At 61.3% G+C, this 17,631-nt stretch carries 11 protein-coding genes and 1 pseudogene; 8 read left to right on the top strand and 4 right to left on the bottom strand.

The genetic code is table 11. The features are described 5' to 3' along the window. The first annotated feature begins 117 nt into the window (after positions 1–117). Complete coding sequence (locus ACS4RS_RS32365) at positions 118–1,569, top strand: NCS1 family nucleobase:cation symporter-1 (RefSeq protein ID WP_439012285.1); 1,452 nt, start codon at positions 118–120, stop codon at positions 1,567–1,569. Between the two features lie 114 nt (positions 1,570–1,683). Here ACS4RS_RS32365 and ACS4RS_RS32370 read toward each other — a convergent pair whose 3' ends face one another. Continuing rightward, entirely contained in the window at positions 1,684–3,567 is a 1,884-nt protein-coding gene (locus tag ACS4RS_RS32370; RefSeq protein WP_439012286.1) for a methyl-accepting chemotaxis protein, read from the bottom strand. A 290-nt stretch (positions 3,568–3,857) separates the two neighbouring features. Between ACS4RS_RS32370 and ACS4RS_RS32375 the strand changes: the two are divergent. The 4 genes and pseudogenes from ACS4RS_RS32375 to ACS4RS_RS32390 all read left to right on the top strand — a co-directional run bounded on the left by ACS4RS_RS32375 (position 3,858) and on the right by ACS4RS_RS32390 (position 6,564). Further along, a pseudogene (locus ACS4RS_RS32375) lies at positions 3,858–4,441 on the top strand (DUF4272 domain-containing protein). 98 nt (positions 4,442–4,539) lie between these two features. Continuing rightward, on the top strand, positions 4,540–4,824 hold the full coding sequence (locus ACS4RS_RS32380; protein WP_439012287.1) for a type II toxin -antitoxin system TacA 1-like antitoxin: 285 nt from the start codon (positions 4,540–4,542) through the stop codon (positions 4,822–4,824). A gap of 3 nt (positions 4,825–4,827) precedes the next feature. Next, on the top strand, positions 4,828–5,337 hold the full coding sequence (locus ACS4RS_RS32385; protein WP_449314116.1) for a GNAT family N-acetyltransferase: 510 nt from the start codon (positions 4,828–4,830) through the stop codon (positions 5,335–5,337). 183 nt (positions 5,338–5,520) lie between these two features. Beyond that, entirely contained in the window at positions 5,521–6,564 is a 1,044-nt protein-coding gene (locus ACS4RS_RS32390) for a magnesium and cobalt transport protein CorA (RefSeq protein ID WP_439012288.1), read from the top strand. Here ACS4RS_RS32390 and ACS4RS_RS32395 read toward each other — a convergent pair whose 3' ends face one another. From ACS4RS_RS32395 to ACS4RS_RS32405, 3 genes are all read right to left on the bottom strand, one after another. Further along, positions 6,565–7,362: a phosphotransferase gene (locus ACS4RS_RS32395; protein ID WP_439012289.1), complete on the bottom strand. Its 798-nt coding sequence runs from the start codon at positions 7,360–7,362 to the stop codon at positions 6,565–6,567. It abuts the gene before it with no gap. Then, entirely contained in the window at positions 7,363–8,244 is an 882-nt protein-coding gene (locus ACS4RS_RS32400; protein WP_439012290.1) for an MBL fold metallo-hydrolase, read from the bottom strand. 64 nt (positions 8,245–8,308) lie between these two features. Next, positions 8,309–8,671: a hypothetical protein gene (locus tag ACS4RS_RS32405; protein WP_439012598.1), complete on the bottom strand. Its 363-nt coding sequence runs from the start codon at positions 8,669–8,671 to the stop codon at positions 8,309–8,311. A gap of 242 nt (positions 8,672–8,913) precedes the next feature. Here ACS4RS_RS32405 and ACS4RS_RS32410 point away from each other — a divergent pair, with 242 nt between their 5' ends. From ACS4RS_RS32410 to glgB, 3 genes are read left to right on the top strand one after another with little or no spacing between them, the layout of a single operon-like run. After that, positions 8,914–12,138 (top strand): alpha-1,4-glucan--maltose-1-phosphate maltosyltransferase, encoded by a 3,225-nt coding sequence (locus ACS4RS_RS32410; RefSeq protein WP_449314117.1) that lies wholly within the window; start codon positions 8,914–8,916, stop codon positions 12,136–12,138. Further along, the gene (gene treS, locus ACS4RS_RS32415; RefSeq protein ID WP_439012292.1) at positions 12,139–15,420 is read left to right on the top strand and encodes a maltose alpha-D-glucosyltransferase; all 3,282 of its coding nucleotides are present in this window, start codon (positions 12,139–12,141) and stop codon (positions 15,418–15,420) included. It begins immediately after the preceding gene. Next, positions 15,417–17,627 (top strand): 1,4-alpha-glucan branching protein GlgB, encoded by a 2,211-nt coding sequence (gene glgB / locus ACS4RS_RS32420; protein ID WP_439012293.1) that lies wholly within the window; start codon positions 15,417–15,419, stop codon positions 17,625–17,627. Before treS ends, glgB begins: the two co-directional genes overlap by 4 nt. Positions 17,628–17,631: the final 4 nt, after the last annotated feature.

A 17,631-nucleotide genomic window follows, 5' to 3' on the forward strand; every position in this document is an offset into this window, starting at 1 on the left:
ATACAGCGCGGCCACCGACATTGTGTACAATATGACTATTAAATTGTCAGATGCCTAAATGAGGCGCAAACTTCCGTTCGGGGTCGAGTCGGCCTCAGGGGATATGGGAGGGCATTCATGAGCATTCGAAATCCGTCTCCCTCGTTATATAACGAGGATCTTGCACCCGCCGAGGAGCGCAAATGGGGTGCATTCAGTATCTTTAACGTCTGGACGTCCGACGTCCACAGCTTGTGGGGCTATTATCTGGCGGCGAGCCTGTTCCTGCTGTGCGGCAGCTTCGTGAATTTCGTCATCGCCATCGGTATCGGCTCCCTGGTCATCTTCCTGCTGATGAGCATGGTCGGCAATGCCGGTGTGCGCACCGGCGTACCCTTTCCGGTTCTGGCGCGCGCCTCCTTCGGCACGTTCGGCGCCAACGTTCCGGCCCTGGTCCGGGCGGTGGTCGCCTGCTTCTGGTACGGCGCGCAGACTGCCGCGGCATCCGGCGCGATCGTCGCTCTCCTGATCCGCAACGAGAGCCTGCTCGCCTTCCACCAGAATAGCCATATGCTCGGCCACTCGACCCTCGAACTCATCTGCTACGTCATCGTCTGGGCGCTGCAGCTACTGATCATCCAGCGGGGCATGGAGACGGTTCGCAAGTTCCAGGATTGGGCAGGTCCGGCCGTCTGGATCATGATGCTGATCCTCGCCGTCTACCTGGTCGTCAAGTCGGGCACCTTCTCCTTCGGTTCGGAGATCCCGCGCGATGTGCTGATCGAGAAGACCAAGGATGCCGGCGTGCCGGGCGAGCCCGGCTCGTTTGCGGCGCTTGCCGCAGTGGCCGCCACCTGGATCACCTATTTCGCAGCGCTTTATCTGAACTTCTGCGATTTCTCGCGTTACGCGACAAGCGAAAAGGCGCTGCGCAAGGGCAATCTCTGGGGTCTGCCGATCAACCTTCTGGCCTTCTGCCTTGTCGCAGGCGTCACGACCACGGCGGCCTTCACCGTATATGGCGAGGTTCTGCTGCATCCGGAAATGATATCGGCGAAATTCGAAAGCTGGTTCCTGGCGTTGCTTGCGGCACTGACATTCGCGATCGCCACGCTCGGCATCAACGTTGTGGCGAACTTCGTCTCGCCGGCCTTCGACTTCGCCAATGTCTTCCCGCGCCAGATCAACTTCAAACGCGGTGGGTACATCGCTGCATTCATCGCCCTCGTGCTTTATCCGTTTGCTCCCTGGGAGACCGGTGCGGCGCATTTCGTCAATTTCATCGGGTCGACGATGGGGCCGATCTTCGGCATCATGATGGTGGACTACTATCTCATCCGGAAGAGCCAGTTGAACGTCGAGGCGCTCTATCACGAGAATGGCGAGTTCCGCTTCCAGAACGGCTGGCACGGCAATGCCTTCATCGCATTTGCGGTCGGCGCGCTGTTCTCCTCGATCCTGCCGACCTTCACCAGCATCCTGCCGGATTGGTGGGGCACCTATGGCTGGTTCTTCGGCGTCGGAATCGGCGGGGCGATCTATTTCGTGCTGAGAATGGGCGCCCGGCGTAATCCAGCCTTCGCGGCATGATAAGATGAAAGGCGCCCGGCATTGCCGGGCGCCTTCATATCTGGTCTGTCCAGGCGGTCAGGGCGAGGACGAGGGGTTGCCGCAAAACCGCTGCACACTTTTGCGCGACATGCTTTAGCGGCGAGCGGCAACCGCATGGATCGCGGCGCGGGCTGTCGGCTGCGCCATCGTTCTCGCCGTCGAGCGAAGGGCTGACGACTGGTTGGACGTCGTATCGCCGAGCCTGAACTGGGCGATAAGCTCGCGAAGTGTCTGGGCTTGCTGCGCGAGTGAATCGGATGCCGCCGTCGACTCCTGCACCATGGTCGCGTTCTGCTGCGTGGTCTGGTCCATCCGGTTGACCGCAACATTGACTTCGCTGAGTCCGATCGACTGCTCTTTTGCAGAAGTGGCGATCGAGTCCATATGGTGATTGATCTGGGTGATGAAGCCGCCGATGGTCTTCAGGGCCTGGCCGGTGTCGCGGACGAGCTTGACGCCGCTTTCAACTTCCTTCGAAGAGTTCTGGATCAGGCCCTTGATTTCCTTGGCTGCACTTGCCGAGCGCTGGGCGAGTTCGCGCACTTCCTGGGCGACGACGGCAAAGCCCTTGCCGGCCTCGCCGGCACGGGCGGCTTCCACGCCGGCATTGAGCGCAAGAAGATTGGTCTGGAACGCGATTTCGTCGATGACGCTGATGATGTTGGAGATCTGCTGAGACGAGGTCTCGATGCGTTCCATTGCCTCTTCGGCGTGGGAAACGACTTCCGCGGAGATGCCGGCGCTGCGGTTTGCCTCGGTGGCCACCGTGCGCGTCTCCTCGGTGCGCTTGCTGGAGTTCGCAACGTTTGCGGTGATCTCTTCCAGTGCGGCTGCCGTCTCTTCGAGCGAGGCCGCCTGCTGCTCCGTGCGCTTCGACAGATCGCTCGCACCGGAAGAGATCTCCCGGGTTCCTTCGTCGATCGTGCCGATGCTGTCGGAGATCGCCCGGAGCGTCGCGCCAAGCTGGGTGACAGACTGGTTGAAGTCGTGGCGCAGCGCCTCGAAGTCGGGCGCGAAGGCCTCGTTGAGTTGGAAGGCGAGGTCACCTGCGGCCAGCCGCTTCAAACCGGCGGCGAGACCCGAGGTGGCGATGCGCAACCGCTCCGATGCGTCGGCTTCCGCCAGCTTCTGGGTGTCAACGCGGTCAGCCTCCGCCCGGATGCGGTTTTCCTCGGCCTCTGTCGCCATCCGCTTGTTCGCGATGGCGGCCTGGCGGAAGATCTCGACCGCCCCTGCCATGGATCCGATTTCGTCGGCGCGGTCGGCAAATGGGATCTGCGAACTTGTGTCTCCCTCAGCGAGCCGGCGCATCGAGGCGGTGATGCCGGTGATCGGATTGGCGATAGACTTCAGCACGAAAGCGACAGCACCGAGAACGAGCAACCCAGCGACGGCGATCGTTGCAAGCAGGTAGAATTCTATAGAGGCGAAGGTCTCCGCGCTGAGGTCGGCGGCCTTCTTGCTGCCGGTGACGTTCAGTTCGACCAGGGCCGCCGTGGCTTCCTTGAGCTTGTCGGAATAAGAGCGCATTCCCCCGCCGAGATATTGCCCGGCTTCCTCGGTCTTGTTGGCGCGGGAAAGGACGAGGAGTTGCGAACTGCTGGAGATGTAACCTTCAACGCTCTCCTTGATCGTCTTGATCAGCTCGCGCTCGCGATCGGACGACGCCAGCGGAAGATAGACGTCGACCGATTTGTGTACCGCATCCTCGGCAACCTTGATCGCCTCTTCGCGTGTCTTCTTTTCCGCCTCCGACTGCGCGATGATGTGATCGCGGTAAGTGAGGCGCAAATTCGTCATTGCGAGGTTGATTGCCTGCGACGCCTGCACGCTTGGCAGCCAGTCGGTGGCAATTTCCTCGGTCGAGCCGTTCGTCTTGCGAAGACCGTCGACCGCGAGATAGGCGACAAGACCGAAAAGAAGAGCTACACCGCTGAAAATCAACAGCAAACTCGATTTAATGTTTGGACGACGCATAGAAAGTCCTCGATCGAACGGTCCGGCCTCATACCGGCTTGGCTAGGGACTTTTGTATCGAAAAAAATTTAACGATTTGCTCAATATATAAAATGCCGTTTACCACCCTTCAGGAAACCGACGTCGCTTTTGCGCAAAACATATCCCGATAGCGCTGAGCCATACGTGATGAAGCGCTTATTTTCTGCCCTTCTGCATTGATCCTTCCGGTTCAGGCAACTGTCTCGCAACCCGCCGATGAGACAGGCGCGCGCAAAGCCCGGTCGATCGCTCAGCTTCAATCGGAAGGCGTGCCGACGATCGATCATCTGCCGACCGTCGAGCCGGAGAGCGAGAGCACCCGCCGAAATACCAAGGCGGTCGTGCAACGCACGGTCGCGCTTGCGATCGTTGCCGTGAAGGGCGAGACCGGCGACCATGCCATGGGGCAGGCTCTCATCCGGCAGTTCGACGCAGCAAGTTTTTTCACCCCGAAAGAGCAGGCCTCCATGGACGATCCCGATCCCTCCGATCAGGATCGCGCAAACTTCGCCCGGCGTTACGAAGGCGTGCACGTGATGTTGTGGGCGCTCGGGATTTCGCCGGAGCCCGAACGTCCCGACCATATTTGCGATGTCCCGTTCATCGCGAAAACACTTCGCGAATTGGGAACGGACGGGCTGATGCGCCGCGCCAGGCTGCGTCCGCCAAAAGACCTGCTCGACGCCGCCGACCTGATCTACCGCTATGATTGGGCGGCCCTGAACGCAAGGCTGAAGGGCGAAGAGCCGCCGGGCGGATTGGACGGGGCGTGGTCTACGAAAGGCACTACGCCCTCAATTGGCTGATCGGCTACATGGATCAGGATTGGGATGATATTTCTACGGACACGTGATGTCGGCTGCCGCCTCAATGTGGTGATGGCACTTCCTTCGTATTGCATTCCGCGTTACATTGGTTTGTATGCTTGTCTAATACCTCGTGAGGAAAATCATGGCTAACACTGCTCCCCGCAAGGAAATACCGGTATCGATGCGTTTTCGCGATGATGATCTGGCAATCATTGACCGCGGTGCCGCGCTTACTGGTCTTTCCCGTACGGAGTTTATGCGCCGTGCTGCTGTACATGAGGCGCAGACTGCGATCTTGAATGAAAGTGTTATCCGCCTGTCTCCCGATGCCTTCGATGCCTTTGTTGCGGCAATCGAGGCTGCACCTTCCGCGCCGCCGCCCAAGGTCGCAGAGCGCTTGCAGCGCAAGGCGCCGTGGGAGAACTGATCGGTGGTGCTGTCGAATGTCGAACTTCTCGCGGGACGTCATGGACTAGAGGGGTTCACTTCCGGCAAGCCGCCTTTGGATTTCTGGCTGCAGAACTTTGCAGCGTCGAACCAGCAGCGTGGATTTACCCGCACTTTTGTCGTTTGTGACGACGACAAGGTGGTCGGCTATTACGGCCTCGCCCCGACCGTCATCGAGCCCAATGCCGTGCCTCGCAGAATTAGAACCGGTCGCCCGCCGGATCCAATTCCCTGTCTCTTGATTGGGCAATTGGCCGTGGATAGCCGCTACAAGGGCAAGGGCATAGGATCGGCACTCGTGAAGGACGCCTTTCTTCGCTGCGTCGCGGGAGCGGATATCGTCGGCGGACGCGCCATCATCGTCCGAGCGATCGATGAAGAGGCCGAACAGTTTTGGCAGAGTTGGGGTTTCATACCGTCGCGTGATAATTCTTCGATCCTCATTCGCTCCTTGGAGGATATCCGAGCATGGCTATCAGGTCGTGGCGGATAAGTAGGGGAGACCACGGCCTTCGGCCGCGCGTTCTGCGGTTTTGCTGGGCAGAGGCGAAGCTCCGTCAGTCCTCACGCTGAGACAGATGCATGTTTTACGAAATAGCATTATGATCGACGTGACGCCTGGCCGGGCGTTGGTGGCGGATGTGTGATCCGTGCGGGAGTGGGAGGACGGCAGGATTTGGAACGGCTGAAGGATCTGGACGATATTTCCGCGCCGGTCGGCGGCGGTTCGGCATCGCTGCCCTATGAACGGCCTGGCGTCGTGGCTGCCGCCGTGTATCAGCATGGGCAGCGCATTCGCGACATCAGGATAGAAGAAGCGGGCGAGTGGCGCAGCCGGGAGAATGCCATCGTCTGGATCGGTCTGCACGAGCCGGATGAAGTGCTGCTGCATCAGGTCCAGGCCGAGTTCAATCTCCATGCCTTGGCAATCGAGGACGCGGCACAGCCCCACCAGCGCCCGAAGCTGGAGATTTATGGGGACGCGATGTTCATCGTCGCCCGGACCGCCCATATGAAGAATGACGAAATCATCTTCGGCGAAACGCATTTGTTCGTCGGTCGCGGCTATGTCGTCTCCGTTCGTCACGGGGACTCGTCGTCTTACCTGTCGGTGCGGCAACGGTGCGAGGCCACACCGACGGCGCTCGCTCACGGTGAAAATTACATTCTCTATTCCATCCTCGATTTCATTGTCGACAACTATATGCCGGTGATCGAGGTCGTGCAGGAAGAGGTCGAGAAGCTCGAGGATCTGGTGCTGCGCGAACAGCTGGGGAAGTCCGATATCGAGCGGCTTTATCTGCTGCGGCGCAAGCTCTTGCGGCTGCGCAATGCCGTTGTGCCGCTGGTCGACGTCTGCCGGCGATATGAGCACATCGATCTTCCCGGTATGGATCCGACGCTTCAGTCGCTGTTTCGCGATGTGACCGATCACGTGCGCCGGGTTCAGGAAGATATCGACGCTTTGCGCGAGGTGCTGGCCTTCGCCTTCGAGGCCAGCGTGATGATCGGCCAGACGGAGCAAACGGCGATTGCCCGCAAGCTCGCCGCCTGGGCGGCAATTCTCGCCGTTCCCACCGCAATCGCCGGCATTTACGGGATGAACTTCAGCGACATGCCGGAACTGAAAACCCAGTATGGCTATTTCGTCGTGCTCGGCGTCATCGGCGTCTTGTGTCTTGGTCTGTTCGGTTTCTTCCGCCGGAAGAAGTGGCTCTAGTTATCGGAGCGCTTTCATCAGTTGCTCTCGATGCTGATCGATATAGTCGATGTCGCCGAGATACAGCCGGGCGTCCCCTGCGGCCACGTGCTCCACGAAGGTCTCGTCTCCGACCGCAGCCCTTGCCTGCATGAAATTGACAAGCGCCTGGAGCCGCCTGCAGATCGTCTCCGGGAGCTGTTGTCGTTCTCCTGCCGTTGCCCCGTAGGCCGTACAGAAGATTTCCGCTCGCCGCAGCTGTTCATCGAGGCTTGATCTCACACCGGGATGGGAGGGATCGGAGAAGGGCGCCCAGCGATAGACCGCATAAGCCAGATCCCATAGGCGCGGTGCGGGATGCGCGGTGTCGAAATCGATGATCCCGATCGCCTCATGCTGCGCCGTGGCGACGTTGTAAGGCGCGTAATCTCCATGGCAGACGATTTCGCGCGGTTCCTGTGATGGCAGCATCCACGCCTGGGTCTCGCCATCCCTCTCCAGAAATCCTTGAGATGCCGTGTGAAAATCGCGCAGAAGCCTGGCCGCGGAAAGCAGCATGTGCTCCGATCCGACAAACGGGTCACCCAAATCTTCGCAGACGCGCCCGGCGACGAAGCTGACGATCTCCCGGTTTTCCCCTGTGATGTCGATCGGCTCCGGCGCCGCCAGGAAGCCTCGGCTCCGGATATGGCGCAAAAACCGGTGCACCGTCGGCGTCCATGCGCCCGATGGTCTGACGACGGTATCGCCGTCGCGCCAGATCTGCCCGGTTCGCCCGCCTTCCAACGGTTTTAGGTCATTCTCCCCCGTCAGATCCATCTACGCGGATTTCCGTTTTTCCATATGGGCCTGAACGGTGGCGCCAAGGTTGGTCTCGTGGCAATTGCGGTAGAACGTCACCGTATCCGCAGGCATCCCGGCGGGGATGGCGACGAAATCTTCAAGCCGAAAACCGCTTGAGCGGCTGAGCTGCCCATCCGCCAACTGGCTTTCGCCCAACCCGCCGACACATTCGGCCAGGGCTTCGAAATAGGCAAGGTTCGCCTTCACAGTCGAAGGGGAAGATGTCTGGCCATGCGCGGGGATGACCAGCCTCGCGTCGAGATCACGGATCCCCTCCAGCGAGGAACGGATCAGGCGAAGGTCTTCGGCACTTTTACTCCAGACTTCGGGGATAGGATATTCCACTGCGTCGACGGCCAGGTAGATGCGAAGCTCGGGAATCCAGACGGCGATATGGTCGGGCGTGTGTCCGGGCGTATGGATGAGTTCGAGCGTCAGATCGCCGCCGTTGAGTACCATCGAGCCGGAGAAGGTGATATCGGGGCCGATAAGCTCGACATTGCGAAACCGCGATTCCTGGCTCGCCTTGTCTTTCAGAACCTGTCGCGCGGAGGGATCACGCAAGCGGTCGAGTGCTGCGGCATGCGCGATAATCGGAGCGCGGCCCACGACAGCTGCATTTCCCCAGAAGTGATCCCAATCCATATGCGAATTGATGACCATCAGCGGGCGAGCCGCAGTCTTTTCTTCAAGCAGATCCAGCCCCATCCGACATAGTTCGGGCGTTCCGAGCGTATCGATCAGGACGTTGAATCTCTCGGTCCGGACAAACACGGCATCGACTTCATCCCCCGCCCGGACGATCACGATCCGATCATCAAGTTCGGGATAGGTGCACAATTCTACCGGTGCGTTCACGGCTGGTCGCCTCTGTTCATCGATTTCTCATTCAGTATACTAAATCGGCTCGGGCGCTCGCCGTTTAAGGACGGTGCGTCTTCCACTCTACTGGGACATGTACATCCCATCGTTTCATCACGGCATTCGGCACCGCGGCTGGGCACACCACCATCACGCTGGGTTTTGAGCGGCCGAGGCTCTTCGGCGCCCACTGTGTCTGAAGCGGGATCGCGCATCGGGGGACCAGCACCTTCGCGTTGGGTTCCAGCACGTCCCACTGTTGCTGCCCTTTGATGTTCTCCTGCGCGATGAAGCGCCTAGCCTGCTCGCGGATTTCGAACAGGCCGTGTTTGTACTCTGTCGAACGACCGGTCTCGATGCTCCAGGCGCTGAGGCACAGGATGCAGGCCGACAGGGTTCCGGCGAAGAGGATCGATCGAAGCATGGATGCGCTCTCAACGTCCAAATGACTCACCCTCCCTGGACGACGGAAGAGTACCCGGATGCGGCTGGAATCCTCAAGGTCTCTTCATCCACTGGGAGGGCTTTGATGTTCGAACGAAATGCGTCCCCTCGATCCGGCGCCGACGCGGCTGATGATTTCGTACAGCCGCGAATTGGCCGTGCCGGTGGAACAACAACCGCCAAAGGTAGTTTGCCTGAAAAAGCAACTCGAGGCGGCGGCTGATGTTATTTTCTGCGAACAGGGGTGTGTTGAGCACCCCACCCCGGATCTATTATGTCAATCCGCTCCTTCTCCAGGGGATCGATACGTGGCGCGAGGTTTTCGACCATGCGGCGGACACCGGTTTTGATCATGTGCTGACGGCGCCCCTCTTTCACCGGGGCGGGGAGCGCAGCGTCTTTGCCTCCCGGGACTTCGACCGTCTCGATCCTGAACTGTCGCTCGGAGGCGATGTCGGGGATGGGGTGGCGCGCCTGGCGGAGGCTGGCCGCAAAAGCGGCGTCGCCTTGATGATGGACCTGATGCTCGATGGCAGGGCAAGGGATCCCGAGGCGGGCTTTCGCCCCGTCGATCCGAGGCGCTCGCCACTGGACCCGGCGGAGCCGATGACGGCGATGGGGGCGGAACGGCAATCGCAGCTGTTGGCGGAATGGACGGAACGGTTGCAGCGGCTGTCCGACGCCGGCCTCGCCGGCTATCGGGTGCTCGGGATAGATCGCGCGGCGCCGGCGTTTTTCAAATCGCTGTTTGCGGCGGCGCGGGAAAAGGCCGAGGCGCAATTCCTCGCCTGGACGCCCGGCACCGATTTTGCGGTGAGGGACGGGATCAAGGGGGCAGGTTTCAACGGTTGTTTTTCGTCGATGGCCTGGTGGGATTTCGACGAGAGATGGTTCATCGACGAGCATCGTGTGCAGCAGCCGCTCGGCTGGCAGATCGCGTTTCCCGAGCCGCCTTTCGCACGGCGTATCGCGCACGGAACCGAGAGCCGCGAGATCCTCGAACGGCGCGCCGTGCGAGCCCTGCGCCTTGCCGCTTCGCTTGGCAGTGGTCTGATGGTTCCGATGGGTTTCGAATATGGCGCAGCCACGCCGCTCGATCCGACGCATGGGAACAGGTCGGGCCTTCGGGGACTGCGGCACGACCTGGCTTTCGATCTTTCTTCCGAAATCCGGCGTGCGAACACTGAAATCGGCAACATCAATCATGTGCCCGCCTCGTCGCTGCGGCTGATCCGCAACGCCAATGGGCCGGTCTCGGCAGTTCTGCAATCCGAGGTGCAGGATCTGCGCAGCGCCGACAATGTGCGCTTCATCTTGCTGAACAGGGACCTTCGGCGAAGCGCGCCTGCGCCGGTGACGGCACTTCGTGAAGCGGCCTCCGGTTTTCTTCCCGTCGCAGACGGTGGGGTTCTGCGCCTGCGGGCAGGGGAGGCGCTGGTCATCCAAGGCAAGGCGCCAACGCCGATTACCTCCAGGCCCGCCCTGGAGGTCGTGGAGGCGACGGCGTCGCCGCGGCTTGCCATCGAAAACATCATGCCGCGTGTCGATGATGGGCGTTTCCCGGTTAAGCGGGTGGTCGGCGACATCGTGACGGTCGAGGCTGACATCTTCGCCGACGGCCACGACCCGATCGCCGCCGTCCTGCTCTGGCGGCCGCTCGATGCCGTGCCGGACTGGAACGAGACGGAGATGCATCTGGTCGAAAACGACCGATGGCGCGCCGAATTCCTGCTGGAACGCATCGGCCGCTACGAGTTCGCTGTCGAGGCGTGGAAAAACCCGTTCGCGATCTTCCGCTACGAGCTGACCAAGAAGAACGATGCGAGGCTTGACCTGAAGCTCGAACTGCAGGAGGGGATGAACCTTGTCCGCGCCGCACAGGCTGGGGCGCCGGCAGCGCTCAGCCCCGAACTGCAGGCCCTGAGCGACAGTCTCGAAAACGCTTCGGATGCCGAGCGGACGGCGATCCTGCTCGATCCCCAGACATCCGAACTGATGAACAAAGCTGACAGGCGGCCGTTTCGGCTCCGCTCCACGACAAGCGCCGTCGATGCCGAACGCAAGCAAGCGGCCTTTGCCAGCTGGTACCAGATCTTCCCGCGCTCGCAGAGCGGCGATCCCAACCGGCACGGCACCTTCGATGACGTCATCCCGAGGCTGGCCGATATCCGCGGCATGGGCTTCGACGTCCTCTACTTCCCGCCCATTCACCCGATCGGCTCGACCAACCGGAAGGGTCGCAACAACAGCCTGAAGGCCGCTCCCGGCGATCCCGGCAGCCCCTATGCGATCGGTTCCGAGGAGGGCGGCCACGATGCCATCCATCCCGAGCTCGGCGATTTCGAGGATTTCGGCCGGCTGGTCGAGGAGGCGGGCCGGCACGGGCTGGAGATCGCGCTCGACCTTGCGATCCAGGCGTCGCCGGATCACCCCTGGCTGAAGGAACATCCCGGCTGGTTCGACTGGCGTCCCGACGGCACGATCAAATATGCCGAGAACCCGCCGAAGAAATACGAGGACATCGTCAACGTCGACTTCTACACGAAGGACGCGCTGCCCTCGTTATGGGTGGAGCTGAGGGATGTCGTCCAGCTATGGGTCGATCAGGGCGTCAAGCTGTTTCGCGTCGACAATCCGCACACCAAGCCTTTTCCGTTCTGGGAATGGCTGATCGGCGATATCCGGGCGCGTCATCCCGATGTGGTTTTCCTGTCGGAGGCCTTCACCAAGCCGAAGGTCATGTACCGGCTGGCGAAGATCGGCTTTTCCCAGTCCTACACCTATTTCACGTGGCGCAATGCCAAATGGGAGCTCGAGCAATATATGCGCGAGCTGACGCAGACGGAGGCGAAGGAATTCTTCCGTCCGCACTTCTTCGTCAACACCCATGACATCAATCCGGACTTTCTGCAGAACGCACCGCGCCCGGCCTTCCTGATCCGTGCGGCGCTCGCCGCCACGCTTTCGGGATTGTGGGGCGTCTACAATGGTTTCGAGCTTTGCGAAGGGCGACCCGATGCCAAGCGCAAGGAATATGCCGACAGCGAGAAATACGAGATCCGCGCCTGGGACTATGACCGGCCGGGCAATATCGTCGGCGAAATCAGGATGCTCAACCGTATCAGGAACGAGAACACCGCGCTGCATTCGCATCTCGGGCTGACGCTGCTGAATGCCTGGAATGACAATATCCTGTTCTTCGAGAAGGCAAGCAAGGCCCGTGACAATGTCCTGCTGATCGCGATCAGCCTCGATCCCTACAATTTTCAGCAAAGCGATGTCGAACTGCCGCTCTGGCACTGGTCGCTCGGCGACGGCGGCGCGCTGGATGCCGAGGATCTCATCGGCGGGCATCGTTTCAAATGGACCGGCAAACGGCAGAGCGTCAGCCTGAACCCTGACATCCTGCCCTTTGCGATCTGGCGCGTTCGAGCAGCGGAGGCATGAATGGACACGATGAATCCCGATGGCACTGAGCAGCCTCTCTGGTACAAGGATGCGATCATCTACCAGCTGCACATCAAGTCGTTCTACGACGCCAATGGCGATGGCGTCGGCGACTTTGCCGGCCTGCACGCCAAGCTCGATCACATCGCAGCGCTCGGCGTCAATGCCATCTGGTTGCTGCCTTTCTTTCCCTCGCCGCGCCGCGACGACGGCTACGACATCGCCGACTACGGCAATGTCAGCCCCGATTACGGCACGTTGGAGGACTTCCGGGCCTTCGTCGACGCCGCCCACCAGCGCAATATCCGCGTCATCATCGAGCTCGTCATCAACCACACCTCCGATCAGCATCCCTGGTTCCAGCGCGCCCGTCAGGCGCCGGCGGGATCACCGGAGCGCGATTTTTACGTCTGGTCGGATACCGATCAGAAATTCCCGGAAACGCGCATCATTTTCATCGATACGGAAAAATCGAACTGGACATGGGATGCCGTGGCCGGCGCCTATTATTGGCATCGCTTTTATTCGCACCAGCCTGACCTCAACTTTGACAGTCCACTGGTCATGGAGGAACTGCTGAAGGTGATGCGTTTCTGGCTGGAAACCGGGATCGACGGATTCCGCCTCGACGCCATCCCCTACCTTGTCGAGCGCGAGGGGACGATCAACGAAAACCTGCCCGAAACCCATGCGATCCTCAAGCGCATCCGTGCCGCGCTCGATGCCACCCATCCCGGCGTCATGCTGCTGGCCGAGGCCAATCAATGGCCGGAGGATACGCGCGAATATTTCGGCGACGGCGACGAATGCCACATGGCCTTCCACTTCCCGCTGATGCCGCGCATGTACATGGCGATCGCCAAGGAGGATCGGTTTCCGATCACCGATATCCTGCGGCAGACACCGGAGATCCCGGAGAATTGCCAATGGGCGATCTTCCTGCGCAATCACGACGAACTGACGCTCGAAATGGTGACGGACGCCGAGCGCGACTATCTCTGGGAAACCTACGCATCCGATAAGCGCGCTCGCATCAATCTCGGCATCAGGCGGCGCCTGGCGCCGCTAATGGAGCGCGACCGCCGGCGGATCGAGCTGATGAACGCGCTGCTGCTCTCGATGCCGGGAACGCCGGTGATTTATTACGGCGACGAGATCGGCATGGGCGACAATATCTATCTCGGCGATCGGGATGGGGTGAGGACGCCGATGCAATGGTCTCCGGACCGCAATGGCGGCTTCTCCAGGGTAGACCCGGCGCGTCTTGTCCTGCCGCCGGTCGCCGATCCGCTCTACGGTTTTGAGGCCGTCAACGTCGAGGCACAGAGCACGGACGCGCATTCGCTGCTCAACTGGACGCGCAAGATGCTGGCGCTGCGCGGCCGGCATCCGGCCTTCGGCCGTGGTTCGCTGCGGTTCCTCGCGCCGGAGAATCGCAAGATCCTCGCCTATCTCAGGGAATATGAAGACGAGACGCTGATGTGCGTCGCAAACCTTTCGCGCCTGCCGCAGGCCGTGGAACTCGACCTGTCGAGCTTCGAGGGCCGCGTGCCGATCGAATTGACCGGCATGTCGCCCTTTCCGCCGATCGGCCAGCTGACTTATCTGTTGACACTGCCGCCCTACGGATTTTTCTGGTTCCAGCTGGAAGCCGATGCCGACCCGCCGGCATGGCGCACCGCGCCGCCAGAGCAGCTTCCCGATCTGGTGACGATGGTCACCCGCCGCGGCCTGCTCGACCTTGTCGATGAACCCAAGCTTGCACGCGTTCTCAGCAATGAAATTCTGCCTGCCTATCTCGCGAAGCGGCGGTGGTTCGGGGCGAAGGACCAGCCGCTGCAGGCGGCGCGGCTGATCTCCGCAACGCCGATCCCCTTTGCCGACGGGATCGTTCTCGGCGAACTGGAGGCCGTGCTGCCGAACCATAGCGAATCCTACCAGCTGCCGCTGGCGGTCGCCTGGGACGATGCGCAGCCATCTGTGCTCACCCAGCAGCTCGCGCTCGGGCGGGTCCGCCAGGGCCGGCGCGTCGGCTTCCTGACGGACGGATTTGCCGTAGAGGCGATGGCGCGCGGCATCCTGCGCGGGCTTGGAGACCGCTCGCGCACCACCGGCCGCACCGGCACGCTCGAATTTCTCGGTACGGAACGGCTCGATCGTCTTGCCGTTACCGACGACCTTCCGGTCCATTGGCTCTCGGCCGAGCAGTCCAACAGTTCGCTGATCGTCGGCGATCTCGCGATGATCAAGCTGATCAGGCACATTTTTCCCGGCATTCATCCGGAGGTCGAGATGACGCGCTATCTCACCCGTGCCGGCTATGATCACACAGCGCCCCTGCTCGGCGAGGTCGCGCACACCGACTCCAGTGGACGCCGTTCGACATTGATCATCGTCCAAGGCGCGATCCGCAATCAGGGCGACGCCTGGAACTGGATGCTGAACAACCTGCGCCGCGGGGCCGACGAACTCGTGCTGAACGACCCGGCCGTCCAGCCGGGCGACGACGTCTTCCAGCCGCTGATCAGCTTCGTCGCGATGGTCGGCATGCGGCTCGGAGAACTGCATGTCGTGCTCGCCGGGGAGACTGCGGACGACGCCTTTAGCCCGGTAATCGCCGGCGATAGCGAAGTCGAGGCGATGAAGAAGGCGGTTGCCGGCGAAGTTGCCTATGCCATGTCAAAACTTGCCGAACGGGAGGAGAAAGCCGATCCGGCGATCGATCTGCTCGCAGCCCCACTGCTCAAGCGCCGAGCCGAACTCGTCGAGCTTGCCGCGACGCTGGCTGAAACCACACGCCACAAGCTGATGACGCGCACGCATGGCGATTTTCACCTCGGCCAGATCCTCGTTAGCGAGGGCGATGCCGTCATCATCGATTTCGAGGGCGAGCCTGCGAAAAACCTGGCCGAGCGCCGGGCCAAGACCAATCCGCTGCGCGATGTCGCCGGGCTTTTGAGGTCACTGAGTTATCTGGTCGCCACCGCCCAGCTCGATAACGACGCCGTTATCGAACACGAGAACGAAGTCCGGCGCGAGGCCATCGCCCGTTTCGGGCGCCGTGCCGAAGAGGCGTTTCTCGAAGCCTATTCGCAAGCGGTTTCGGCATCGAAGGCGCTTGACATGCCACCCGATCAACGACGGAGGGTCCTTGATGCCTTTCTTCTCGAAAAGGCCGCTTACGAAATCGCCTATGAAGCCCGCAACCGGCCAAAATGGCTTCCGATCCCGCTTTCTGGCCTCACCGACATCGTCTCGCGCCTGGCGGGGGTCCCGGCATGAATGTTGAGCGCTCCGAACTTTTGGCCGGCATCGGGCACGATGCCCTCTGGGCTCTGATCGATGGGCGCCACGGCGATCCTTTTTCGATCCTCGGTCCCCATGAAAGCGGCGGCATGACGATCGTGCGGGTCTACCTGCCCGGGGCGGAGGCGGTCGATCTCATCGAGGCTGCGAGCGGACGGGTGGTGACGCCCTTCAGCATCGCCCATCCCGCCGGCCTGTTTGCGGCGGCAACTGGCTTGAGGACCGGATACCGGCTGAAGATCACCTGGCCGGATGCGGTGCAGATCACCGAGGATCCCTACAGTTTCGGCCTGCTGCTCGGCGAGCTCGACCTCCATTTGATATCGGAGGGCACGCATTACAGTCTGAGCCGTACGCTTGGCGCGGTGGCGATGTCGATCGACGGCATATCAGGCGTCCGCTTCGCCGTATGGGCGCCGAATGCACGCCGCGTCTCGGTCGTCGGCGACTTCAACGCCTGGGACGGGCGGCGAAATCCGATGCGGCTGAGGCAATCGGCGGGCGTCTGGGAGCTGTTCATTCCGAGGCTCGCCCCCGGCGAAAGATACAAGTTCGAGATCATCGATGCCGAGGGGACTTGCCTGCCGCAAAAGGCCGATCCGGTGGCGAGGGCCAGCGAGGCCGCCCCATCCACTGCCTCCATCGTCGCATCGTCGACGCCGTTTCGATGGACCGATGAAGGCTGGATGAAAGGCCGGTCTCGGGAAGAGAGACTGGAGGGGGCGATCTCCGTTTACGAGGTGCACGCCGGCTCCTGGCTGCGCGATGGGCGGGACGGCAACAGATATCTCGACTGGGTCGAGCTCAGCCAGCGACTTGTTCCCTATGCCAGCGACATGGGGTTTACCCATATCGAGTTGCTGCCGATCATGGAGCACCCGTTCGGCGGGTCTTGGGGCTATCAGCCGCTCGGCCTGTTCGCCCCGACCGGGCGGTACGGAACGCCGGAGGATTTCGCCTATTTCGTCGACCGCTGCCATGGCGCCGGGCTGGGCGTCATCCTCGACTGGGTGCCGGCTCACTTTCCCACGGATGTCTGGGGTCTTGCCCGTTTTGATGGCAGTGCGCTCTACGAGCATGAGGATCCGCGCGAGGGATTTCACCGCGACTGGAATACGCTGATCTACAATCTCGGCCGAAACGAGGTGAAAGGCTTCCTGATCGCCAGCGCGCTCGAATGGCTGGAGCGCTATCATGTCGACGGCTTGCGCGTCGATGCCGTGGCCTCGATGCTCTACCGCGATTACAGCCGCAACGAAGGCGAATGGATTCCCAACCAATATGGCGGCCGCGAGAACCTGGAGGCGGTGGAGTTCTTCAAGCACCTGAACAGCATCGTCCACGAGCGCTGCCCGCATGCAATGACCATCGCCGAGGAATCAACGGCCTGGCCGGGTGTGACGAAGCCGCCGGAAGAAGGCGGGCTGGGCTTTGACATCAAATGGAACATGGGCTGGATGCATGACAGCCTGAGCTACATCGAGAAGGATCCGGTCTATCGGAGCCATCATCATGGCACCATGACCTTCGGCATGATCTACGCCTATTCCGAGCGCTTCATGCTGCCGATTTCCCATGACGAGGTGGTCTATGGCAAAGGCTCGCTGCTGACGAAGATGCCGGGCGACGAATGGCAGAAGTTTGCCAATTTGCGCAGCTACCTCGCTTTCATGTGGGGCCATCCCGGCAAGAAGCTGTTGTTCATGGGGAGCGAAATCGCCCAGCCGGGCGAATGGAACCACGATGCGTCGGTGAGCTGGGACGTACTGGACCGGCCTCAGCATGTTGGCATTCAGCGGCTGGTCAAGGATCTGAACAGCCTCTACCGGGACGAGCCGGCATTACAGTTCGGCGATTTTCATCCGCAGGGCTTCGAATGGGCGACGGCCGACGACGCCGTCAATTCCGTCCTCGGCATGCTGCGTTATTCCAAGGACCGCTTGTCATCCGTCCTTGTCGTATCGAACTTTACGCCGGTGCCGCGTTACGGCTATAGGATCGGCGTGCCTGATGATGGCGTGTGGATCGAGCGGATCACCACGGATGCCCGCGAATATGGCGGCTCCGGCCTCGTCAACGGCGCGCTATCGAGCGAACCCATCCCCGCCCATGGCCGGCCGGTTTCCCTGTCGCTGACGCTGCCGCCGCTGGCGACGATCTTTCTCAAAGGACCGTCGCCTTGATAGG

Source organism: Rhizobium sp. F40D2 (genome assembly GCF_051810745.2).
GTDB lineage: Bacteria > Pseudomonadota > Alphaproteobacteria > Rhizobiales > Rhizobiaceae > Rhizobium.

What these genes read in the sequence shown, in the direction of transcription:
- ACS4RS_RS32405 (WP_439012598.1), bottom strand. Translation starts at nt 8,671, where the DNA reads ATGCTTCGATCGATCCTCTTCGCCGGAACCCTGTCGGCCTGCATCCTG.
- glgB (WP_439012293.1), top strand. Translation starts at nt 15,417, where the DNA reads ATGAATGTTGAGCGCTCCGAACTTTTGGCCGGCATCGGGCACGATGCC.
- ACS4RS_RS32395 (WP_439012289.1), bottom strand. Translation starts at nt 7,362, where the DNA reads ATGGATCTGACGGGGGAGAATGACCTAAAACCGTTGGAAGGCGGGCGA.
- ACS4RS_RS32410 (WP_449314117.1), top strand. Translation starts at nt 8,914, where the DNA reads ATGTTATTTTCTGCGAACAGGGGTGTGTTGAGCACCCCACCCCGGATC.
- ACS4RS_RS32365 (WP_439012285.1), top strand. Translation starts at nt 118, where the DNA reads ATGAGCATTCGAAATCCGTCTCCCTCGTTATATAACGAGGATCTTGCA.
- ACS4RS_RS32380 (WP_439012287.1), top strand. Translation starts at nt 4,540, where the DNA reads ATGGCTAACACTGCTCCCCGCAAGGAAATACCGGTATCGATGCGTTTT.
- ACS4RS_RS32370 (WP_439012286.1), bottom strand. Translation starts at nt 3,567, where the DNA reads ATGCGTCGTCCAAACATTAAATCGAGTTTGCTGTTGATTTTCAGCGGT.
- treS (WP_439012292.1), top strand. Translation starts at nt 12,139, where the DNA reads ATGGACACGATGAATCCCGATGGCACTGAGCAGCCTCTCTGGTACAAG.